General features: G+C 70.5%; 12 protein-coding genes. 6 read left to right on the top strand and 6 right to left on the bottom strand.

Annotation, left to right across the window (positions count from 1 at the left end; genetic code table 11):
- Positions 1–38: 38 nt before the first annotated feature.
- Together RM788_RS08665 and RM788_RS08660 are read right to left on the bottom strand one after the other, a co-directional pair.
- Positions 39–1,427, bottom strand: coding sequence for a glycosyl hydrolase family 18 protein (locus tag RM788_RS08665; RefSeq protein ID WP_315931042.1), 1,389 nt, complete (start codon positions 1,425–1,427; stop codon positions 39–41).
- Between the two features lie 258 nt (positions 1,428–1,685).
- Entirely contained in the window at positions 1,686–4,271 is a 2,586-nt protein-coding gene (locus RM788_RS08660; RefSeq protein ID WP_315931041.1) for a glycoside hydrolase family 9 protein, read from the bottom strand.
- A gap of 384 nt (positions 4,272–4,655) precedes the next feature.
- Between RM788_RS08660 and RM788_RS08655 the strand changes: the two genes are divergently transcribed.
- From RM788_RS08655 to yjfF, 4 genes are read left to right on the top strand one after another with little or no spacing between them, the layout of a single operon-like run.
- Positions 4,656–5,588: an ABC transporter substrate-binding protein gene (locus tag RM788_RS08655; protein WP_315934590.1), complete on the top strand. Its 933-nt coding sequence runs from the start codon at positions 4,656–4,658 to the stop codon at positions 5,586–5,588.
- Between the two features lie 22 nt (positions 5,589–5,610).
- Positions 5,611–7,131 (top strand): sugar ABC transporter ATP-binding protein, encoded by a 1,521-nt coding sequence (locus tag RM788_RS08650; RefSeq protein WP_315931040.1) that lies wholly within the window; start codon positions 5,611–5,613, stop codon positions 7,129–7,131.
- Positions 7,128–8,165, top strand: a complete 1,038-nt coding sequence (locus RM788_RS08645; RefSeq protein ID WP_315931039.1) for an ABC transporter permease — start codon at positions 7,128–7,130, stop codon at positions 8,163–8,165. Before RM788_RS08650 ends, RM788_RS08645 begins: the two co-directional genes overlap by 4 nt.
- Complete coding sequence (yjfF, locus tag RM788_RS08640; RefSeq protein WP_315931038.1) at positions 8,162–9,145, top strand: galactofuranose ABC transporter, permease protein YjfF; 984 nt, start codon at positions 8,162–8,164, stop codon at positions 9,143–9,145. Before RM788_RS08645 ends, yjfF begins: the two co-directional genes overlap by 4 nt.
- 40 nt (positions 9,146–9,185) lie before the next feature.
- Here yjfF and RM788_RS08635 read toward each other — a convergent pair whose 3' ends face one another.
- The 4 genes from RM788_RS08635 to RM788_RS08620 form a co-directional block, all read right to left on the bottom strand.
- A complete protein-coding gene (locus tag RM788_RS08635; protein ID WP_315931037.1) occupies positions 9,186–10,526 on the bottom strand; it encodes an AbfB domain-containing protein in 1,341 nt (446 codons plus the stop codon).
- Positions 10,523–11,941, bottom strand: coding sequence for a family 43 glycosylhydrolase (locus tag RM788_RS08630; RefSeq protein WP_315931036.1), 1,419 nt, complete (start codon positions 11,939–11,941; stop codon positions 10,523–10,525). Before RM788_RS08630 ends, RM788_RS08635 begins: the two co-directional genes overlap by 4 nt.
- A gap of 194 nt (positions 11,942–12,135) precedes the next feature.
- Positions 12,136–12,951 (bottom strand): hypothetical protein, encoded by an 816-nt coding sequence (locus RM788_RS08625; protein ID WP_315931035.1) that lies wholly within the window; start codon positions 12,949–12,951, stop codon positions 12,136–12,138.
- A 219-nt stretch (positions 12,952–13,170) separates the two neighbouring features.
- On the bottom strand, positions 13,171–14,835 hold the full coding sequence (locus RM788_RS08620; protein WP_315931034.1) for a glycosyltransferase family 4 protein: 1,665 nt from the start codon (positions 14,833–14,835) through the stop codon (positions 13,171–13,173).
- A 173-nt stretch (positions 14,836–15,008) separates the two neighbouring features.
- Between RM788_RS08620 and RM788_RS08615 the strand changes: the two genes are divergently transcribed.
- Positions 15,009–16,325, top strand: a complete 1,317-nt coding sequence (locus tag RM788_RS08615; protein WP_315931033.1) for a glycosyltransferase — start codon at positions 15,009–15,011, stop codon at positions 16,323–16,325.
- A gap of 254 nt (positions 16,326–16,579) precedes the next feature.
- Complete coding sequence (locus tag RM788_RS08610) at positions 16,580–17,539, top strand: glycoside hydrolase family 25 protein (RefSeq protein WP_315931032.1); 960 nt, start codon at positions 16,580–16,582, stop codon at positions 17,537–17,539.
- Positions 17,540–17,594 lie beyond the last annotated feature (55 nt).

The raw sequence follows: 17,594 nt of genomic DNA, 5'->3' as shown, positions 1-17,594 counted from the left end.
CCCGTCGCAAGAGCGACGGGCCGTTCGAGAGGTCGGGATCAGGCAGGCAGGCGCCAGACCTGGTTGCTGCCGGCGAAGCAGTCCCAGATCTGGAGGCGGGTGCCGTCGGCGGAGGAGTTGTTGGAGGCGTCGAGGCAGCGGCCGGACGCGGGGTTGCGCAAGGTGCCGTTGGACTGGGGCTGCCAGGACTGGGAGCCGGTGCCGTTGCAGTCCCACAGTTGGATCAGGGTGCCGTTGGCGGTGCCCGCGCTGGTGACGTCGAGGCACTTGCCCAGTGAGCGGAGCGTGGTGTCGCTACCCACGGTCCACGTCTGGGCATTGCTGCTGTTGCACGTCCACAGTTGGATGGCCGTGCCGTTGGCGGTGCCTGCGCTGGCCACGTCGACGCACTTGCCCGCGACACCCGTGATGGCGCCGACCTTGCCGACGGGCGGGGGAGTGGTGCCGCCGCCGGTGGCGGTGTCGTAGATGGCGCTGACCAACGAGGTGCTGCCGGTGGTGTCCTGCGACAGCTCCCAATTCATGATGCCGCCCGCGTTCGCCATCGCCCACTGGGTCTTGCGCTTGATCGTGGGGATGCCGTTGTAGCACTGCTGGGCGCCGTTGACGGTCGTGCAGTCGCGGTTGGCGTTGGCCGGGTCCATGGCGACGAGTTGCGCGTAGGTGAGGTAGGCGGGCCTGCTGTAGAACGGGACGCCGAAGACGGCCTTGTTGGCGGGGAGGCCGCGGTTCTTCCAGAAGTTGACCGACGCGACCGACCAGTCGTAGTTCGCGTGCGGGCTGCCGCCGTCGTAGGCCATGATGTTGAGCCAGTCGACGTAGCCGAACACCGCGGGCTGCACGCCGTTCGCGGTGCCGCCCTCGGACACCACGGCGGCGGTGAGGATCTTGCCCGCGTTGTGCAGCGCGGTGCTCAGCTGCTGCATCAGCGCGGTGTAGTTGTTGCCCGACGTGCCGGGGTCCGGGTACTCCCAGTCGATGTCGACGCCGTCGAGGTTGTACTGGCTGACCGCGCTCATCACGCTGTTGACGAACGTGGTGCGGCTGCTCGCGCTGCCCGCCAGCGACTCGAACGCGGAGTCGTTGCCGTCGTTCCACCCGCCGATCGCGAGCGACACCTTGACCCCGTTGTTGTGGCCCTGGGTGACCAGCGTGTTGAGCTTGCTCGTGTCCGGGATCCCTTGCAGGGTCCCGTTCGCGTTGGGCAGCGCGAACGAGTAGTTGATGTGGGTGAGCTTGCTGTACTGGATCTTGGTGAAGTCCGCCGCGGCCGCCCACGACGGCATGTAGCCGACGCTGCGGAAGCCGTTGGGCAGCGGGGCGGCACCGGCCGAGGGGGCCATGACGACCGCGGCACCGGCGGCGACGGTGGCCAGGGCGAGCGCCGCGGCACCCCACCTGGTCCGGGGGGTTGCTGAAGACAGCATGCAGGGTCCCTTTCAGGCACGGAGCCCTCCGCGTCGTCGCGCAGGGCTCGACATCCCGCGTCCGGGCGGTGCGGCAGGGATCCGCTGCGTCGGACGCAGTTCGTGAGGTGGTGGCAGCCGCGGCCGAGGTTACTGCATGCCTTTAATCAAGTCACGATGTAAGCGGGTACTTTTCGGGCATTCCGGAAAACGGTTGCCCGGTGACGCGAAAGGGCCCGGCCTGCTGAGCCAGGCCGGGCCCTTCGCCGTGGAGAGGTCCTACTTCCGCGTGCACACCTCGCCGTTGACGCTGAACGCGGGCGGGTCCGCGTCGGTGGCGGCGCCGGACGCGACGAAGCCGAGGTGGGCGGTGGAGCCGGGTGTCAGCTTGGCGTTCCACGACAGGCTGGCCGCGGTGACGTCGTGGCCGGTCTGCGCCCACGTGGCGGACCACCCGTTGGTGATCTTCTGCCCGCCCGCGAAGGCGAAGCCGAGCTTCCAGTCGGTCCACGCCTTGGCGCCGGTGTTGGTGACCGTCACCGTGGCGGACTGGCCGGAGGCCCACTTGGAGACCTGGTAGTCGACCGCGCACCCCGCGGTGCGGTCGGCCTTCTCGGCCGTCCAGTTCGCCACCCAGGCCAGCGCGGAGTTCCAGTTGACCGTGACCTCGTTGAGCGAATAGGCCTCGATGTGGTCCACGAAGCACTTCTGCGGCTTGCACCCGGCCAGCAGCCTGGCCGCGACGGGGTCCTGGAGGCCGCTGTTCGGGCCGCCCGACAGCACGCCCGGCGGGGCGATGGGGAGCGACGCGTCGAGCTGGTTGGCCCAGAAGCGGTGGTGGACGTTGCGGACGGGCTGGTCGCCGTAGCCGCTGACGTAGGAGTAGCTGGTCGGGTTGCGGCCCAGCAGGTAGCCCATGGTCTCGTACACGCCCGCGCGGTACTTCGGCTGACCGGTGAAGTCGTTGGCCAGCGCCAGGACCATGGCGTTGTTGGCGACCAGGCCGTTGGAACCCCAGTCGTACGAGCCGTCCGCGGTCCGGTAGGGCGCCGGGTAGCCCTGGGTGGCGATCTGGGCGAGGTGGGCGTCGGCGGTGGTGGTGAACGCCGACCTGATCGCCGCGACGTCCGCGGCGGGCAGGCCGTTCGGCACGACGGCGAGGGTGACGTCGCCGAGCGGGCCGGTGGCGGCCCAGTCGAAGCCCCTCGTGCTGAGGCTCTTCCCCTTGTACAGCGGGGATCCGGTCACGTCGGCGCGGTAGGCGGCGCCGCCGGTGGTCGTGTACAGCTCGGCCGCGGCCCAGTAGAACTCGTCGGTCACGGTGTCGTCGTTGTACGCGCCGCCGCCGGTGCCGTCGTTCGGGTCGGCGAGCCGGTTCGGGTCGGCTTTCGCCGCCGTGTAGGCCTTTTCGGCCGCGGCGAGGGCCCTGGCGGAGAACGCCGGGTCGATCGTGCGCCAGATCCGGGCGGCCTGCGCGCCGACGGCGGCGGTGTTGAGCGTCGCGGCGGTGCTCACGGCGGACAGCCTGCGGGGCTGCGGGTCCTGGCTCGGCAGCGTGGGCAGACCGGTCCAGGCGGCGTCGTGGACCTTGTGGTGCACCATGCCGTTGGGCGCCTGCATGCGCAGCAGGAACTCGACCTCCCAGCGGGCCTCGTCGAGCACGTCCGGCACGCCGTTGTGGTTCTCCGGGATCGACAGGGTCCCGTCGCCCAGCGCGGAGGCGTCGCCGAGCGCGACCGCGCGTTCGTAGGTGTCGAGCACCTGCCACGCGGAGATGCCGCCGTTGACGACGTACTTGCCGTGGTCGCCCGCGTCGTACCAGCCGCCGCGCACGTCGAGGGTGTAGCCGCAGGCGAGGTCGGCGCGGCACGGGACCGCGTCGTCGCCCTTGTTGGGCGCCACGTTCAGGTGGCCCGCGTCGCGGGCGTAGGCGTCACCGACGTACTGCGCCTCGATCGGGGTGCCGCTGCGCTGGTGGTAGAAGAACGCGAGCGAGTCCTTGCGCAGGTCCTTGTACGGCTGGACGCCGATGTCGAACGGGTAGCTCGTCTCCTCGCCGACGACGAGGGTGTAACCGGTGCCCGCCGTGTCGTAGGCCGAGAAGTCGATGATCTGCACCGGGTCGCCGGAGGCCGCGTCGGCGCCCTTCGGTGTGCTGCGACCGGTGGCGACCGACGCGCCCGCGGAGTTCCGCAGCGTCCAGTCCTGAGGTGTGGTGGCGTCGGTGACCAGGGTGGCGTGCTTGGGCAGGCCCGGCACGTAAGCCGTCTGGTTGACCTGCACCTTCTTCGTCACCGGCGCGGGCCCGCCGGGCGGCACGGCGCCACCGATCAGCGAGACGTTGTCGACGCACACGGTGTTGTCGAAGGTCTGCCCGCCGAGGTGGAAGGCGACCTGGCCGTTGCCCGCGTCGGGGAAGTCCAGCGACGAGGTGAAGGTGTAGGTGAAGTGCTGCTCCGTCGTCGTGACGTCGAAGTCCTGCTTGGAGATCTGCCGGTACGGGGTCACGGCCTCGCCGGTCACCGCGGAGATCCGCTGGGCGGTGGTCGCGTGCGCGTCGAACGCGAAGGTGTAGGACTCGCCCTCCTCGAACGGCACGCCGTTCTGGCCGATCAGCGCGTCCCACGGGTTCGCGGTGCCGCCGGTGACGGCGGTGCAGAACTCGCCGCCGGTGACCTGGCCGGTGGTGCCCGCGCCGGTCCACCAGGGGGCGTAGGTGCCGTTGTCGAAGGTGCCGTTGACGACCCGCTCGGTGTCGGCGGCCGAGGCGGTGTACCCGGCGCCGCCGGACACCACCAGGGCTAACGCGACCGCCGCCGCCGGGCCGCGGACGCGGCGCCGTCGACGTGCTGGGCTGGACCCCATGGGCGATCTCCTCCCGTCACGGCACTACGCGAAGTGCCGTCGCCGTCCGCTCTGACGGCCGCGCCCCATTTCTGGGAGCGCTCCCAGAAAACGTAGATGCGTCCGGCGGGCTTGTACAGGTGCGGTTGGGGCATGCGGTTGGGCCATCCGCACCGGTCAAGAAGATCGTTACCCCGCCGTGGCTTGACCCTCCCTGTGTTATCGCTAACACTTGCTCCCACTTGTCACGTGGGTGTGCCTGACCGGCACTTCCCGTTTGGCTCTGGGGTGAGCTCGGACGTTCCGGTGCACTCCACCGGGAGTTGTTAACGCTAACAATTGATCAACGCTGATCGAGGAGTGACCGTGTTCGGAAAGAAGTGGGCCGCGCTGGCGGTCGGTGTCATGGGCATGACGATGCTGACCGCGTGCGGAGGTGGCTCCGGCAGTGCGGGCGGCGGTGCGCTCACGCTCGGGTTCTCGCAGGTGGGTGCCGAGAGCGGGTGGCGGACGGCGAACACCAAGTCGATCCAGGAGTCGGCGAAGACGGCCGGGGTCGACCTGAAGTTCTCCGACGCGCAGCAGAAGCAGGAGAACCAGATCACCGCGATCCGGTCGTTCATCCAGCAGAAGGTGAAGGTCATCGCGTTCTCGCCGGTGGTCGAGTCGGGCTGGGAGACCGTCCTCAAGGAGGCGAAGACCGCGAACATCCCGGTCATCCTCACCGACCGCTCGGTCGACTCGACCGACAAGACGCTCTACAAGACCTTCCTGGGCTCGGACTTCGTCGCCGAGGGCAAAAAGGCGGGGGAGTGGCTCGTCAAGGAGTCCGCCGCCGCGACCGGTGACGTGAACGTGGTCGAACTCCAGGGCAGCACGGGATCCGCGCCCGCCAACGACCGCAAGAAGGGCTTCGCGGACGCCATCGCGAGCACGTCGAAGATCAAGGTGGTCGCCTCGCAGACCGGCGAGTTCACCCGCGCCAAGGGCAAGGAGGTCATGGAGGCCTTCCTCAAGTCGCAGAGCAAGATCGACGTCCTCTACGCGCACAACGACGACATGGCGCTCGGCGCGATCGAGGCCATCGAGGCCGCGGGCAAGAAGCCGGGCGTGGACATCAGGATCGTGTCGGTCGACGCGGTCAAGGACGGCATGCAGGCGCTGGCCGACGGCAAGATCAACTACATCGTCGAGTGCAACCCGCTGCTCGGACCGCAACTCATGGACCTGGTGAAGAAGGTCTCCGCGGGCGAGGAGGTCCCCGCGCGCATCGAGACCGAGGAGACCGAGTTCGACCAGGCGAAGGCCAAGGAAGCCCTTCCCCAGCGCCAGTACTGATCCGAGGCGAGGACAGCACGAGATGACCGAGCCCGAAGCGATCCTGCGGATGACCGGCATCCGGAAGGAGTTCCCCGGCGTCGTGGCGCTCGACGACGTCGACTTCCGGATGTTCCCCGGTGAGGTGCACGCCCTGATGGGCGAGAACGGAGCCGGGAAGTCCACGCTCATCAAGACGTTGACCGGCGTCCACGGGATCGACGCGGGCACGATCGAACTCGGCGGGGCGCCGGTGTCGTTCGCCGGGCCGCCCGAGGCGCAGCGGGCCGGGGTCAGCACGGTCTACCAGGAGGTGAACCTCTGCCCCAACCTGTCGGTGGCGGAGAACATCTTCATCGGCCGCGAGCCCCGCAGGTTCGGCCGCATCCACTGGGCCGGCATGAGACGTCGGGCGGAGGTCCTGCTGGGAGCACTGGACCTCCGGCTCGACGTCTCGGCCGAGCTGGGTTCCCAGTCGATCGCGGTGCAGCAGATGGTGGCGATCGCGCGAGCCCTCGACGTGTCCGCGCGGGTGCTGGTGCTCGACGAGCCGACGTCGAGCCTGGACGCAGGCGAGGTCGAGCAGCTGCTCAAGGTGCTGCGGTCGCTGCGCGAGGACGGGATGGCGATCCTGTTCGTGTCGCACTTCATCGACCAGGTCTTCGCGATCGCCGACCGGATGACGGTGCTGCGCAACGGCAAGCTCGTCGGTGAGTACCGCACCGGGGACATCACGCCGGTCGAGCTGGTGACCAGGATGATCGGCAAGGAGCTGGAGGCGCTCGACGACCTGGAGGAGTCCGCGCACGCCCGGTCGGACCTGGCCTCCGCGCCGGTGTTCCTCCAGGCCGACGGGCTCTCCCGCAAGGGCGGCGTGGAGCCGTTCTCGCTGGAGATCCGCCAGGGCGAGGTGGTCGGTCTGGCGGGCCTGCTCGGGTCCGGCCGCACGGAACTGGCCCGGCTGCTCTTCGGCGCCGACCACTCCGACGGCGGCACGCTCACCGTCGACGGCGAGACCGTCCCGATGCGCACCCCGCGCGCCGGGATGGACCACCGCATCGCGTTCTCCCCGGAGGACCGCAAGACCGAGGGGCTCGTGGGCGAGCTGACCGTGCGGGAGAACATCGTGCTGGCGCTGCAGGCGGCTCGCGGCTGGGCTCGGCCGCTGTCCCGCAAGCGCCAGGACGAGCTGGCCGCGCGGTACATCGCCGCGCTCGACATCCGCCCCGCCGCGCCGGAGGCGCTGGTGCGCAACCTCAGCGGCGGCAACCAGCAGAAGGTGCTGCTGGCCAGGTGGCTCATCACCGAGCCGCGGCTGCTCATCCTCGACGAGCCGACGCGCGGCATCGACATCGGCGCCAAGACGGAGATCCAGCGGCTCGTCGCGAAGCTCTCCGACGACGGCATGGCGGTGCTGTTCATCTCCGCCGAGCTGGAGGAGGTGCTGCGGCTCAGCCACCGCGTGACCGTGCTGCGCGACCGGAAGGTGGTCGCCCAGCTGGACAACGAGTCGCTGACCGCCGACCAGATCATGTCCATCATCGCCGAGGGGAGCAGCGCATGACGAGGCACCGGCTGTTCTGGCCGATCACCGCGCTGGTGGCGCTGCTGCTGGTCGACCTGGTCGTCAAACCGTCGTTCTTCGCCGTCGAGTTCCGCGACGGCCACCTCTACGGCAGCCTGATCGACATCCTGCGGCTGGGCGCCCCGCTGATCCTGGTCGGGATCGGCATGACCCTCGTGGTCGCCACCCGCGGCATCGACCTCTCGGTCGGCTCGGTGGTCGCGATCAGCGGCGCGCTGGCGTGCCTGCACCTGAGCGGGCTCGGCGACCAGAACAGCGTCGGCGGCACGCTCGTCACGGTGGCCATGGCGCTGGGGCTGTGCTTGGCGCTGGGCGCGTGGAACGGGTTCCTGGTGTCGGTGCTGGGGATCCAGCCGATCATCGCGACGCTGATCCTCATGGTGGCCGGTCGGGGGATCGCGCAGCTGATCACCGACGGGCAGATCATCACCATCACCTCCGGCCCGTTCCGCGCGATCGGCAGCGGCTACCTGCTGACGCTGCCGGTGTCGATCCTGATCGCGCTGGTGGTGTTCGTGCTGACCACCGTGCTGGTGCGCCGCTCCGCGCTGGGGCTGCTCATCGAGGCGGTCGGCGGCAACCCCGAGGCCAGCAGGCTGTCCGGGCTCCGCTCGGGTCGGCTGATCTGGCTCGTCTACGTGTTCGGCGGGCTGTGCGCGGGCGTCGCGGGCCTGATGATCAGCGCCAACACCTCCGGTGCCGACGCCAACCACGCCGGGCTGTGGATCGAGCTGGACGCGATCCTCGCCCTCACCATCGGCGGCACGCTGCTGACCGGCGGCCGCTTCTCCCTCGGTGGCACGGTGATCGGCGCGCTGCTGATCCAGACGCTGACCACCACCGTCTACACGCTGGGCATCCCGGACACGGCCACGCTGCTCGTCAAGGCGCTGGTCGTCCTGCTGGTGTGCCTGGTGCAGTCGCCCGCGTTCCGCGCGAAGGCGCGCCGCCGCCGGAAAACCCCTCCCGCGGCCCCGGCCGACCGACCGGTGAAGGTCGAGGTGTCCGCGTGAGCACGCTCACCCGCGTCAAGGAGTACCGGCCGCAGCAGCGGCACCTGCCGATGATCGCGACCCTGGTGCTGCTGGTCGCCGCCTACTCCTACGGGGCGTCGCAGTACGAGGCCTTCGGGTCGGGGCAGGTCGTGTTCAACCTGTTCATCAACTACTCGTGGCTGCTGGTGGTCGCGATCGGGATGACGTTCGTCATCCTCACCGGCGGCATCGACCTGTCCGTCGGCTCGGTGGTCGCGCTGTCCACGGTGCTCTCCGCCGAGCTGCTCACCGAGCACGGCTGGCCCGCGCCCGCGGTCATCGCGGTGGTGCTGGCGGTCGGCGCGCTGCTCGGCACCGGCATGGGCGCGCTGATCCACTACTTCGAGATCCAGCCGTTCATCGCGACCCTGGTCGGCCTGTTCTTCGCCAGGGGGCTGTGCCTCACGATCAGCACCGAGGCGCCGTCCATCGACAACGCGGTGTTCACGTCGATCGCGCAGACCCAGATCCCGCTGCCGGGAGACTCGCACGTGTCGATCAGCGTGGTGATCGCGCTCGTCGTGGTGGTCGTCGCCGGGTACGTCCTGCACTACACCCGGTTCGGGCGGACCGTGTACGCGGTCGGCGGCAGCGAGCAGTCCGCCGTGCTGATGGGCCTGAAGGTGGCCAGGACCAAGGTGTCGGTGTACGCGCTGAGCGGGTTCTGCTCCGCGCTCGGGGGGCTGCTGCTGGTGTTCTACAAGCTCTCCGGCGACCCGCTGAGCGCCATCGGCACCGAGCTGGACGCGATCGCCGCGGTCGTCATCGGCGGCACCATCCTGTCCGGCGGTTCCGGCTACGTGGTCGGCACGGTGCTCGGCGTGCTGGTGCTGGGCATGATCCAGACCCTGATCGACTTCGACGGCACGCTCAGCTCGTGGTGGACGAAGATCGTGATCGGCGCGCTGCTGTTCGGGTTCATCGTCCTGCAACGGCTGATCGCCCGCCGGACCCGGTGAAGCGGTCCGGCCGCCGGGGCAGCGGCGGCCGGACCACCGGTCAGGACAGCGGAGCGGCGAGCGTGAACGAGCCGTCGGCCTTGAGCGTGCCGGTGGCCTGGTACTGGTCGACGCGGAGCGCGTAGTCCTGGTGCCGCACGTACATGCCGGGGCGGTTGAACGACTCCAGCGACGCGCCCGACCCGGACAGCCCCGGCCTGGCGCAGAAGGTGGCGTCACCGCGGAACACCGCCGTGCCGTCCGAGGCGTCCAGTCGGACCTTGTAGTCGTAGTGCCGCAGGTAGCGCCCGGTCGGGTTGACCGACTCGAACGAGTAGCAGTCCGCGTCGGCCAGCCCGGCGCGGACGGTGAACGTGGCGTCCTGCCGCGTGGCGAGCGGGCTGGCGGAGTTCACCACGTCGACGTAGCCCAGGAAGTCGCGGTGCCGGACGTACCGGTCCGGGAAGTTGTTCGACCGCAACGAGATCTTCGTCCCCGCGGTGAGCGCGGGAGGGGTTCCGGAGGGTTCCCGCAGCACCGTCAGGTGCCGCACGAACCCGGACAGGCCGCCGGGCAGGTCCGCCTTCGCCGTCCACGACGCGAAACCGTCGTGGCTGTCGGTGGAGTAGTAGTGCCCGGAGGAGTAGGCGTCGAAGTAGAGCCGCCACCCGCCGTTGTCCAGCTTCACCAGTGCAGGACCCTCCAAAGTGGACCCCCACCCGGCCCAGTTACCCGTGCCGCGGAAGGTGTACGCGCCGGTGAGGCTGGTCGCCGTGGCGTACTCGATGTACTTCGTGGTCTCGTTCTTCACGAACGCGTGGTAGGTCGAGCCGATCTTCACCACGAAGGTGTCGATGTAGTTGGGGCCCAGCCCGTTCAACGGCGCCGGTGTGCTCCACGACGAGAGCCCGGAGTCCAGCGCGCGCAGCTCGTGCGGGCGGAAGGTCGCGCCGCCGTCCACCGACAGCGACACGACGAGGTGCACGCTGCCGTCGGAGTCGGTGAACCACTCAGGCGCCCAGGTGCGCGTCAGGTTGGCGGTCGGCAGGGTGATGTTGCGCAGGAACGTCCAGTCGACCTGGTTGTCGCTGCGCGCCAGGCCGATGGTGTTGCCCGTCCAGCCGGTGGTGTAGGCCAGGTAGTAGCGGCCGTCGGTGTGCTTCATGATGCTGGGGTCGCGGATGAGCCCGCTCGGCGGCGTGTACGCCGGTCCCTTGGCGAGGTCGAAGTTCGCGCCGTCGGTGGAGCGGTAGACGTACATGTTCGACTCGCTGCTGTTGGTGAACGCCGTCATCGTGTACCGCGACGACTCCATCGCCCGCGGCGTCACGTCCCGCGCCGCGGCGGACGGCACCGCGATCGCCGAGGCGAGCAGCGCGAGGGCCAGGACCGCGGCCCTCACTGGAGGTTCCAGGTGGCGTCGGCCCGGCCGGTGTCGTCGGTGACGGCCTGGAGCAGCACGTCCACGCCGGTGTGCCGGATGTAGCGGCCGGGGAAGTTGGTCGACTCGAACGACACCGCGGAGCCCGCCGCGAGTCCCGCCCGCTGCTGGAAGCTCGCGTCCGCCTTGAAGGTGGCCGTGCCGTCGTTCTTCTCGACGTGCATCACGAAGTCCTTGTGCCGCAGGAAGTAACCGGGGTAGTTGGTCGACTCCAACGAGACCGAGCCCGACCCGTTCAGGCCGGTGACGATCCGGAACTGCGAGTCGGCCAGCGTCGTCACGTTCGACTCGACGCGGGCGCGGAACTCCCAGTGCCGCACGTAGCGGTCCGGGTAGTTGTAGGACTGGAGCCGGACCGGGGTCGCGCCGTCGGGCACCGGGATGCCGAAGTTCGGTGTGCCGTCGGCGTTCCAGTACAGCTTCTGCACGCGGGTGCGCCGGTTCGGGTCGTTCAGGGGGTCGCCGGAGATGTCGCGGTAGGACCGGTCGTGGTAGACGAGGACGTCGCTCTGGCCGTCCTCGGACACCGTGAACGAGTTGTGGCCCGGCCCGTACTGGCCCGTGGCGGCGTTGGTGGTGAACACCGGGTCGGGGTTCTTCACCCACGATGCCGGGTTGAGCAGGTCGCTCGACGCCGAGGCGGTCAGCAGGCCGAGGCAGTAGTTCGCGTCGGTGGCGCTGGCGGAGTAGGTCAGGAAGATCCGGCCGTTGCGCTGGATCACCGTCGGGCCCTCGTTCACCTTGTACCCGCGGGTCTCCCACGCGAGCGTCGGCGTGGCGATCCGCACCGGGGTGCCGGTGATGGCCTTGGGGTTGGCCATCCTGGCGATGTAGAGGTTGGAGTTGGTGGCGATGCCGGGTTCGGACTGCGCCCAGATCAGGTAGCGCACGCCGCCTGCCTCGAACGTCGAGGCGTCCAGCGCGAACGTGTCCCACGCGGTGGTGATCCGGGTCGGCGCGGACCAGGTGCCGGTCAACGGGTTGGCGGCGCTGGACTCCATGACGTACATGCGGATGCGGAACGGCTCGTCGGCCCGGCCCGCGGCGAAGTAGGCGTACCACTTGCCGTTGACGAAGTGCAGTTCCGGCGCCCAGATGTTGGCGCTCAGCTCACCGCCGGAGCCCTTGCGCCAGATGACCGCCTCCGGCGCCGTCGACAGGCCCTGGAGGGTGGTGGCCCGGCGCAGCACGACCCGGTCGTACTCCGGGACGGACGCGGTGAAGTAGTAGTAGCCGTCGGTGTGCCGCGAGATGTGGGCGTCGGCCCGCTGGTTCACCAGCGGGTTGGTGTAGCGCGCGGGGGCGGCGACGGCGGGGGTCGTCGTGGTGGACAGGGTCAGCAGGACGGCCAGGAGCACGACCGCCAACCGCTTCACAGGGTGAGGTGTGGGGAACAAGAATGTCCCTTCCCGAAGGTGACCGCACGGCGGTGACGTCAGTGTTAGCGTTAACAACAACGACGTCAATACGTCACATCGGTGTTTTCTCCCCGCACGAAAGGAACGGGCCGTCGGAACCGCTCTCGCGGTCGGCCCCGACGGCCCGTTCCCCGTTCAACTCGAATGGCGTCCTATCGCAGCGCGCACGGTGCGAATCGCTCAAGGCCCTCGGGCTTCGCGGCCAAGCGGCCGATCGCCGTCTCGATGCGGTTGAGGACGGCGACGCGCTTGTCCTCCAGCGGTCCGAGGATGGCGTTGTCCACGAAGTTCGGGCCGCCCTGACCCGCGGTGTCGACCAGGCGCTTCTCGGCCTCGGCGATCTGGGTGTCGAGGTTGGCCAGTTCCCTGGTCACCTCGGCCTGCGCGCCCGCGGGCACGGCCGGGATCGTGTCCACCGGGCTGGGGCACTCGATGGCCCCGCCACCCGCGGCGGGCGGCTCGGTCTGGGCGGGCGGCTCGGTCCCGCTCGCGTCCGGCGCCTCGCTCACGATCGTCGTGCTCGGCGCCGGGGCGGTCTGGCCGGGAGCGCCCAGCGCGCACGCCGCGAACCGCTCAAGGCCCTCGGGCTTCGCGGCCAGGCGGCCGATCGCGGTCTCGATGCGGTTGAGCGCGGCGATCCGCTTGTCCTCCAGCGGTCCGAGGATGGCGTTGTCGACGAAGTTCGGCCCGCCCTGCCCGACCGTGTCGACGAGCCGCTTGTTGGCCTCGGCGATCTGCGTGTCGAGGTTCCCGAGTTCCCTGGTGACCTCGGCCTGCGCGCCCGCGGGCACGGCGGGGATGGCGCCCACGGGGCTGGGGCACGCGATCACCTGGGACGCCTGCCGCCCCTCCTGCGACGTTCCGGACGCGAACGCCGCGGCGGCGAGCCCGGTGCTCAGCGCGGCGATGCTGACGAGTCCGATGAGCGCGACGCGCCGCTTCTTGCGCTCGGGGAGGACGTGGGTCATCGGGGACACCTCATGGGATCGGCGGTAATGCGTTCCACGGCGCGATGGGGTCGTGGTCGCGGCTTCTTGCCCCGGAATACGGCCTCGATTCGATCACGGTTCAAAGGCGGCGGAAAAGTACCTTCCGGTCTAGGGGTTCCGCCTTCGTCGAATCACCGTCGAACGGTTGTCGAACGTCCACCCGCGGTTCCCGTCGCATTGTGAACGTTCGACAACCGTTCAGCGGTAGACCTCGGCGAACGAGGCGGCGACCCGGTCGATGCCGAACCGCGTCCGCACGGTCTCCCGGCCCGCCTCGGCCACCTCCGCCGTCGCCGCGCCCAGCGCCACGACCTCCGCCAGCCCCTCGCCCAGCGACCCCGCCGACGACGTGTCGACCAGGAACCCGTTGCGGCCGTGGTCGACGTAGTGGGGGAGTCCGCCGAGCCGGGGACCGACCACGAGCAGGCCGGCCTCCATGGCCTCGAGCACCGCGATGCCGAACTCCTCCTTGACGCTGCCGCACGCGTACACGTGCGGTGCGGGCGCCGGGAGGTGCTCGGCCAGGGCGTGCTCCAGCTGCCGCACCTCGGTGTTCGGCCACGCGGGCAGCACCGCGAGCCTGCCGCGGGCCTCCGGGGCGGCCTTGGCCAGCGCCAGCACCTCGTCGAGCACCGCCTGCTCGTCCGGTGTGCGCCCGGCGACCGACCCGCCGATCAGGACCAGCGAGGTGGACCGGTAGAGGTGCCGCTCCAGCCAGGCGCGCACCAGCACGCCCTGCTGCTTGACCGGGTGCAGGCGGCCGACGTTGAGCAGCACCGGCACGCCGCGCGCGGAGTCGTCGAGGCGGGGCAGCGCGCGCGACGGCCGGAACAGCTCGCCCACCAGGGCCTTCGGCCGGGTGGAAAGCCCCTGCAACGGGGAGATGCCCTCCTCGATGGCCACCGCGGACCTGGTGGCCAGCTGGGGGAAGTGGTCGCGCAGCTCGTCGCTGCGCCCGCCGATCGACACCACGGTGTCCGCCCGGCTGACGAGCAGGTCGCCGAGGCGCACCCGGTGCAGGTCGAACCGCAGCGCCCCGGTGTCGGCCGTGTCGGCGGTGTACCGGTCGGCCAGGTGCCGGTGCGGGTCCGGGGTCAGCGTGAACACGACCCTGGCGCCCAGGTGCCGGGCCGCCTCCGCCATCGCCAGCGAGCCGTCGTCGGAGTACCGCACGTGCACGACGTCCGGCGTCAGCCCGCACCGCCGCAGCAGGCGCACGGTCCACCAGGTGATCGCGGCCCGGTGCCGTCCCATCTCCGCCTGGGGCAGCGCGACCGGGGAGTCGACGGGGACGTGCACGGTCCAGTGCTCGCGCTCGTCCTGCCCGGCCACCGCGACCGCCGTGGGCGCGGTGTCGAGCACGACCGTCACCACGCGGCCGATGTCCGCGCGGTCGGCCAGCGCGTCCCCCAACGACCGGAGGAACACGCCCAGTCCGCCGCTGGCGCCCTCGCCCGGCCGGGCGGTGCCGCCGATCAGCATCGACTGCGCCACGGTGGGGCCGTCGACCGGAGCGGCGACCGGCAGCGCGCCATCGTCGCGCAGCAGGTCGAGCAGCAGCTTCTCGTACGGCGACTCGGGGTCGTCGTCGACCGCGAGCCCGAGCGAGTCCAGGTACCGCCACAGCGACTGCCGCGCGCCGACGGCCTTGGCTCCGGCCGCGTCGAGCGGGGTGAGGCCGTGCAGCGCCGAGACGTCCAGCAGCCACGACACCACCTGCCCGTCACGGGTGGCCAGCAGCGCCCGCCGGATCGCGGCGGTGAGGGGCTGCCGGGTCCCGTCGAGGGCGAGCAGGTCCGACACGGCCTCGCAGAACAGCGAGAACGCGGCGGGAAAGGGATGATCCAGCAGGTCGCCGACCACGTGTTCGGGTGATCGGGAGGGGGCGGGTCCGCTCAGGCGGCGCCGACGGTCTTCCAGGCCACGAAGCACTTCCGGATGTGTCCGCACGGACGACGTTCGAACCGGCGGCGGCTTTGGATCGAATCTGAATCGAATTTCCAGGAACGTCGCTCCGTCGAGGATTGCGAGATGCCGTGCCCCGTGTCGTGGTGGTCAGCCCGCCGTTCCGCTCGCACGCCCAGCCGCTGTCGGTCCTCGCCCGGTCGCTGGCGAAGGCGGGGGCGGACGTGATCTTCGCGTCCACGCCCGAGTTCGCCGACCTGGCCGCCACCGTGGCGTTCACCCCGCTGCGGACCAGCGGCAACGCCAACACCGGCGTCGCGGAGGCCACCGCCCAGGACGACGGCTCGACCCGCAGGCTCGCGGAGTTCCTGGACTCCACCCGCCGCGGCGCGGTCCCGGCGCTGCTCACCCAGACCTCCCACCGGCGGGCGGACATGCTGGCCGCGCCCGAGGAGGTGCTCGGCGACCTGGCCGTGCTGCACGACCGGCTGCGCCCGGACTGGTACGTCGTCGACCAGCTCAACTACCCGGTCACGCTGGCGCTGCACACCCTCGGCCTGCCGTTCGCGTCGTTCTGCCCCGGCCACCCGACCTACCTCGTCACCCGCGACGACCAGTTCTTCGGCCTGCCCCAGCTGTGGCCGTCCGCCGTCCGGCCCGCGGAGGGGGAATTGGCCGTGCTGCGCGAGGCGACCGCGCTGACCGACACCTCGTTCACCGCGCTGTTCGCGGACTTCGTCCGGCGCCACGGCATCGGCGTGCGACCGCCGCGGCGCGCGTTCGCCCTGACGTCGTCGCACGCGGTGGTGCTGAACTACCCGCCGTTCCCCTGGCTCCCGCCACTGCCCGAGGCGCCCGAGCGCGTGTTCCTCGGCCACTGCACCGAACCCGAGGCGCTCGACGACGGGTGGCGCGAGCGGATCCGCGGCCGCCGGGTGGTGCTGGTCGCGCTGGGGACGTTCCTGTCCGCCCGCGACGACGTGCTCCGCGTGGCGGTCACCGGCGCGCTGCGCATCCCCGACGTGACCGTGGTCGTCGCCGCCGGCGCCCGTGCCGCGGCGCTCGCCGACCTCGCCGACGACCCGAGGGTGGTGCTCGAACCCGTTGTGCCGCAACGGGCTCTGCTGCCGCACGTGGCCGCCGTGGTGCACCACGGCGGGAACAACAGCTTCACCGAGGCGCTGGTCGCAGGCGTGCCCGCCCTGGTGCTGCCGTTCTCCAGCGACCAGTTCTGCGTCGCCCACGACGTGGAGCGCTCGGGCGCGGGTTCGTGCCTCGATCCGAACGCGCTCACCCCCGCCGGCGTGGAGGCCGCGCTGCGGGCCCTGCCCGGTCGGGGTTCCGTGGAACTGCGGGCGCTGCGGGACGGCGTGCGCGCGGCCGGACCGGACCACGGGGCGTCCGCACTACTGCGGACGATGGAACGCGCTCACCCGAATGGCCGCTGAACCGGGGTGTGTCCACGACCGTAGGTAGAGGAGTGTGCGCATTCTCCGGTGGACCGGTCGGTCCGGTTCCAACCGGCGCCCCGGTGGGTACCCCTCGACCGTGCAGGGACTTCATGAACTCCAGCGCGTCCGGGTGCTGCCCGTGACCTGCGGCGGTGCAGGTTGACCGTGCCCGAATCCGCCGGAGGGTCCGCGTCGATCCGGCTCTCAGCACGACCCCTTCTCCCATGGCCATCCAGAAGATGAGGTGAACAATGGCCGATGCCGTAGAGCACTTGATCGACATCTCGGTCTACAACTCCGTCAACGACTGGAACGCCGTGCGCGCCGACGGGATCGTCGGCGCCAGCATCAAGGTGAGCCAGCAGGTCAACTACCTGAACCCGTCCTGCGGCGCGCAGGTCGCGGGCGCTCGCGCGGCAGGCGTCGCCCCCGGCGGGTACCACTTCGGCGATCCGCGGGTGAACGCCGCGCAGCAGGCCCAGTTCTTCGTGAACAACGCCCGTCAGTTCGGCCTGTTCGACGACGGCGCGCTGGCGCCGATGTACGACGCCGAGAACTGGGAGGGCGGAGGCCTCGTGTGGCCGTCACCGCAGGTCTTGAACAGCCACATCGCCGAGCACATCCGGGTGGTGCGCCAGGAGACCGGCGTCGCCCGGCACCTCGTGTACGGCTCGCTGTCGTGGTGGCAGAGCCGGTGGATCGACCCGGACGTGTGGGCCGACGAGGACGTGCTGCTGTGGGTCGCCGTGTACAACGGCCAGCCCGGTTACCTCCAGGGCTGGTCGCACCCCAACGACGCGCTGCACCAGCACACCTCGGACGGGATCGTCTCGGGCATTCCGGGACGGGTGGACAAGAACGTCACGCTCAGGGGCCGCCGCATCGGCGACCTCGTCAACGGAGGGAACGACATGCAGTTGAGCGACCGGATGCTGAACGCCTGGGGCGGAACTCCGACGATGGAGGAGGTCTTCCGCTACATCGACCTCCGCTCCACCGAGGCCGCCCAGGCCGCCGCTGCCGCGAACGCGAAGCTCGACGCCCTGCTCGGGCGCGACGTGGGCACGTTCGCCGAGGCGGATCTGGCGCAGGAACTGCTGACGCAGAGCCTCAGCGGCAAGCTGGACACCCTCCCGGACGACCAGTTCGACGCCCTGGTGAAGGCCGTCGCCGCCGACCAGGAACGCCGCGCGCGCACCCGGTCCGCGTGATACCGGCGCACTGCCCGTAGCCGAGTCGGGGCCCTGCTTCCCCTGTGGGAGCAGG

It is taken from the genome of Umezawaea sp. Da 62-37 (assembly GCF_032460545.1).
Classification (GTDB): domain Bacteria; phylum Actinomycetota; class Actinomycetes; order Mycobacteriales; family Pseudonocardiaceae; genus Umezawaea.
The sequence above is the reverse complement of the archived record's forward strand: the minus strand, read 5'-3'. Positions and strand labels throughout refer to the sequence as shown.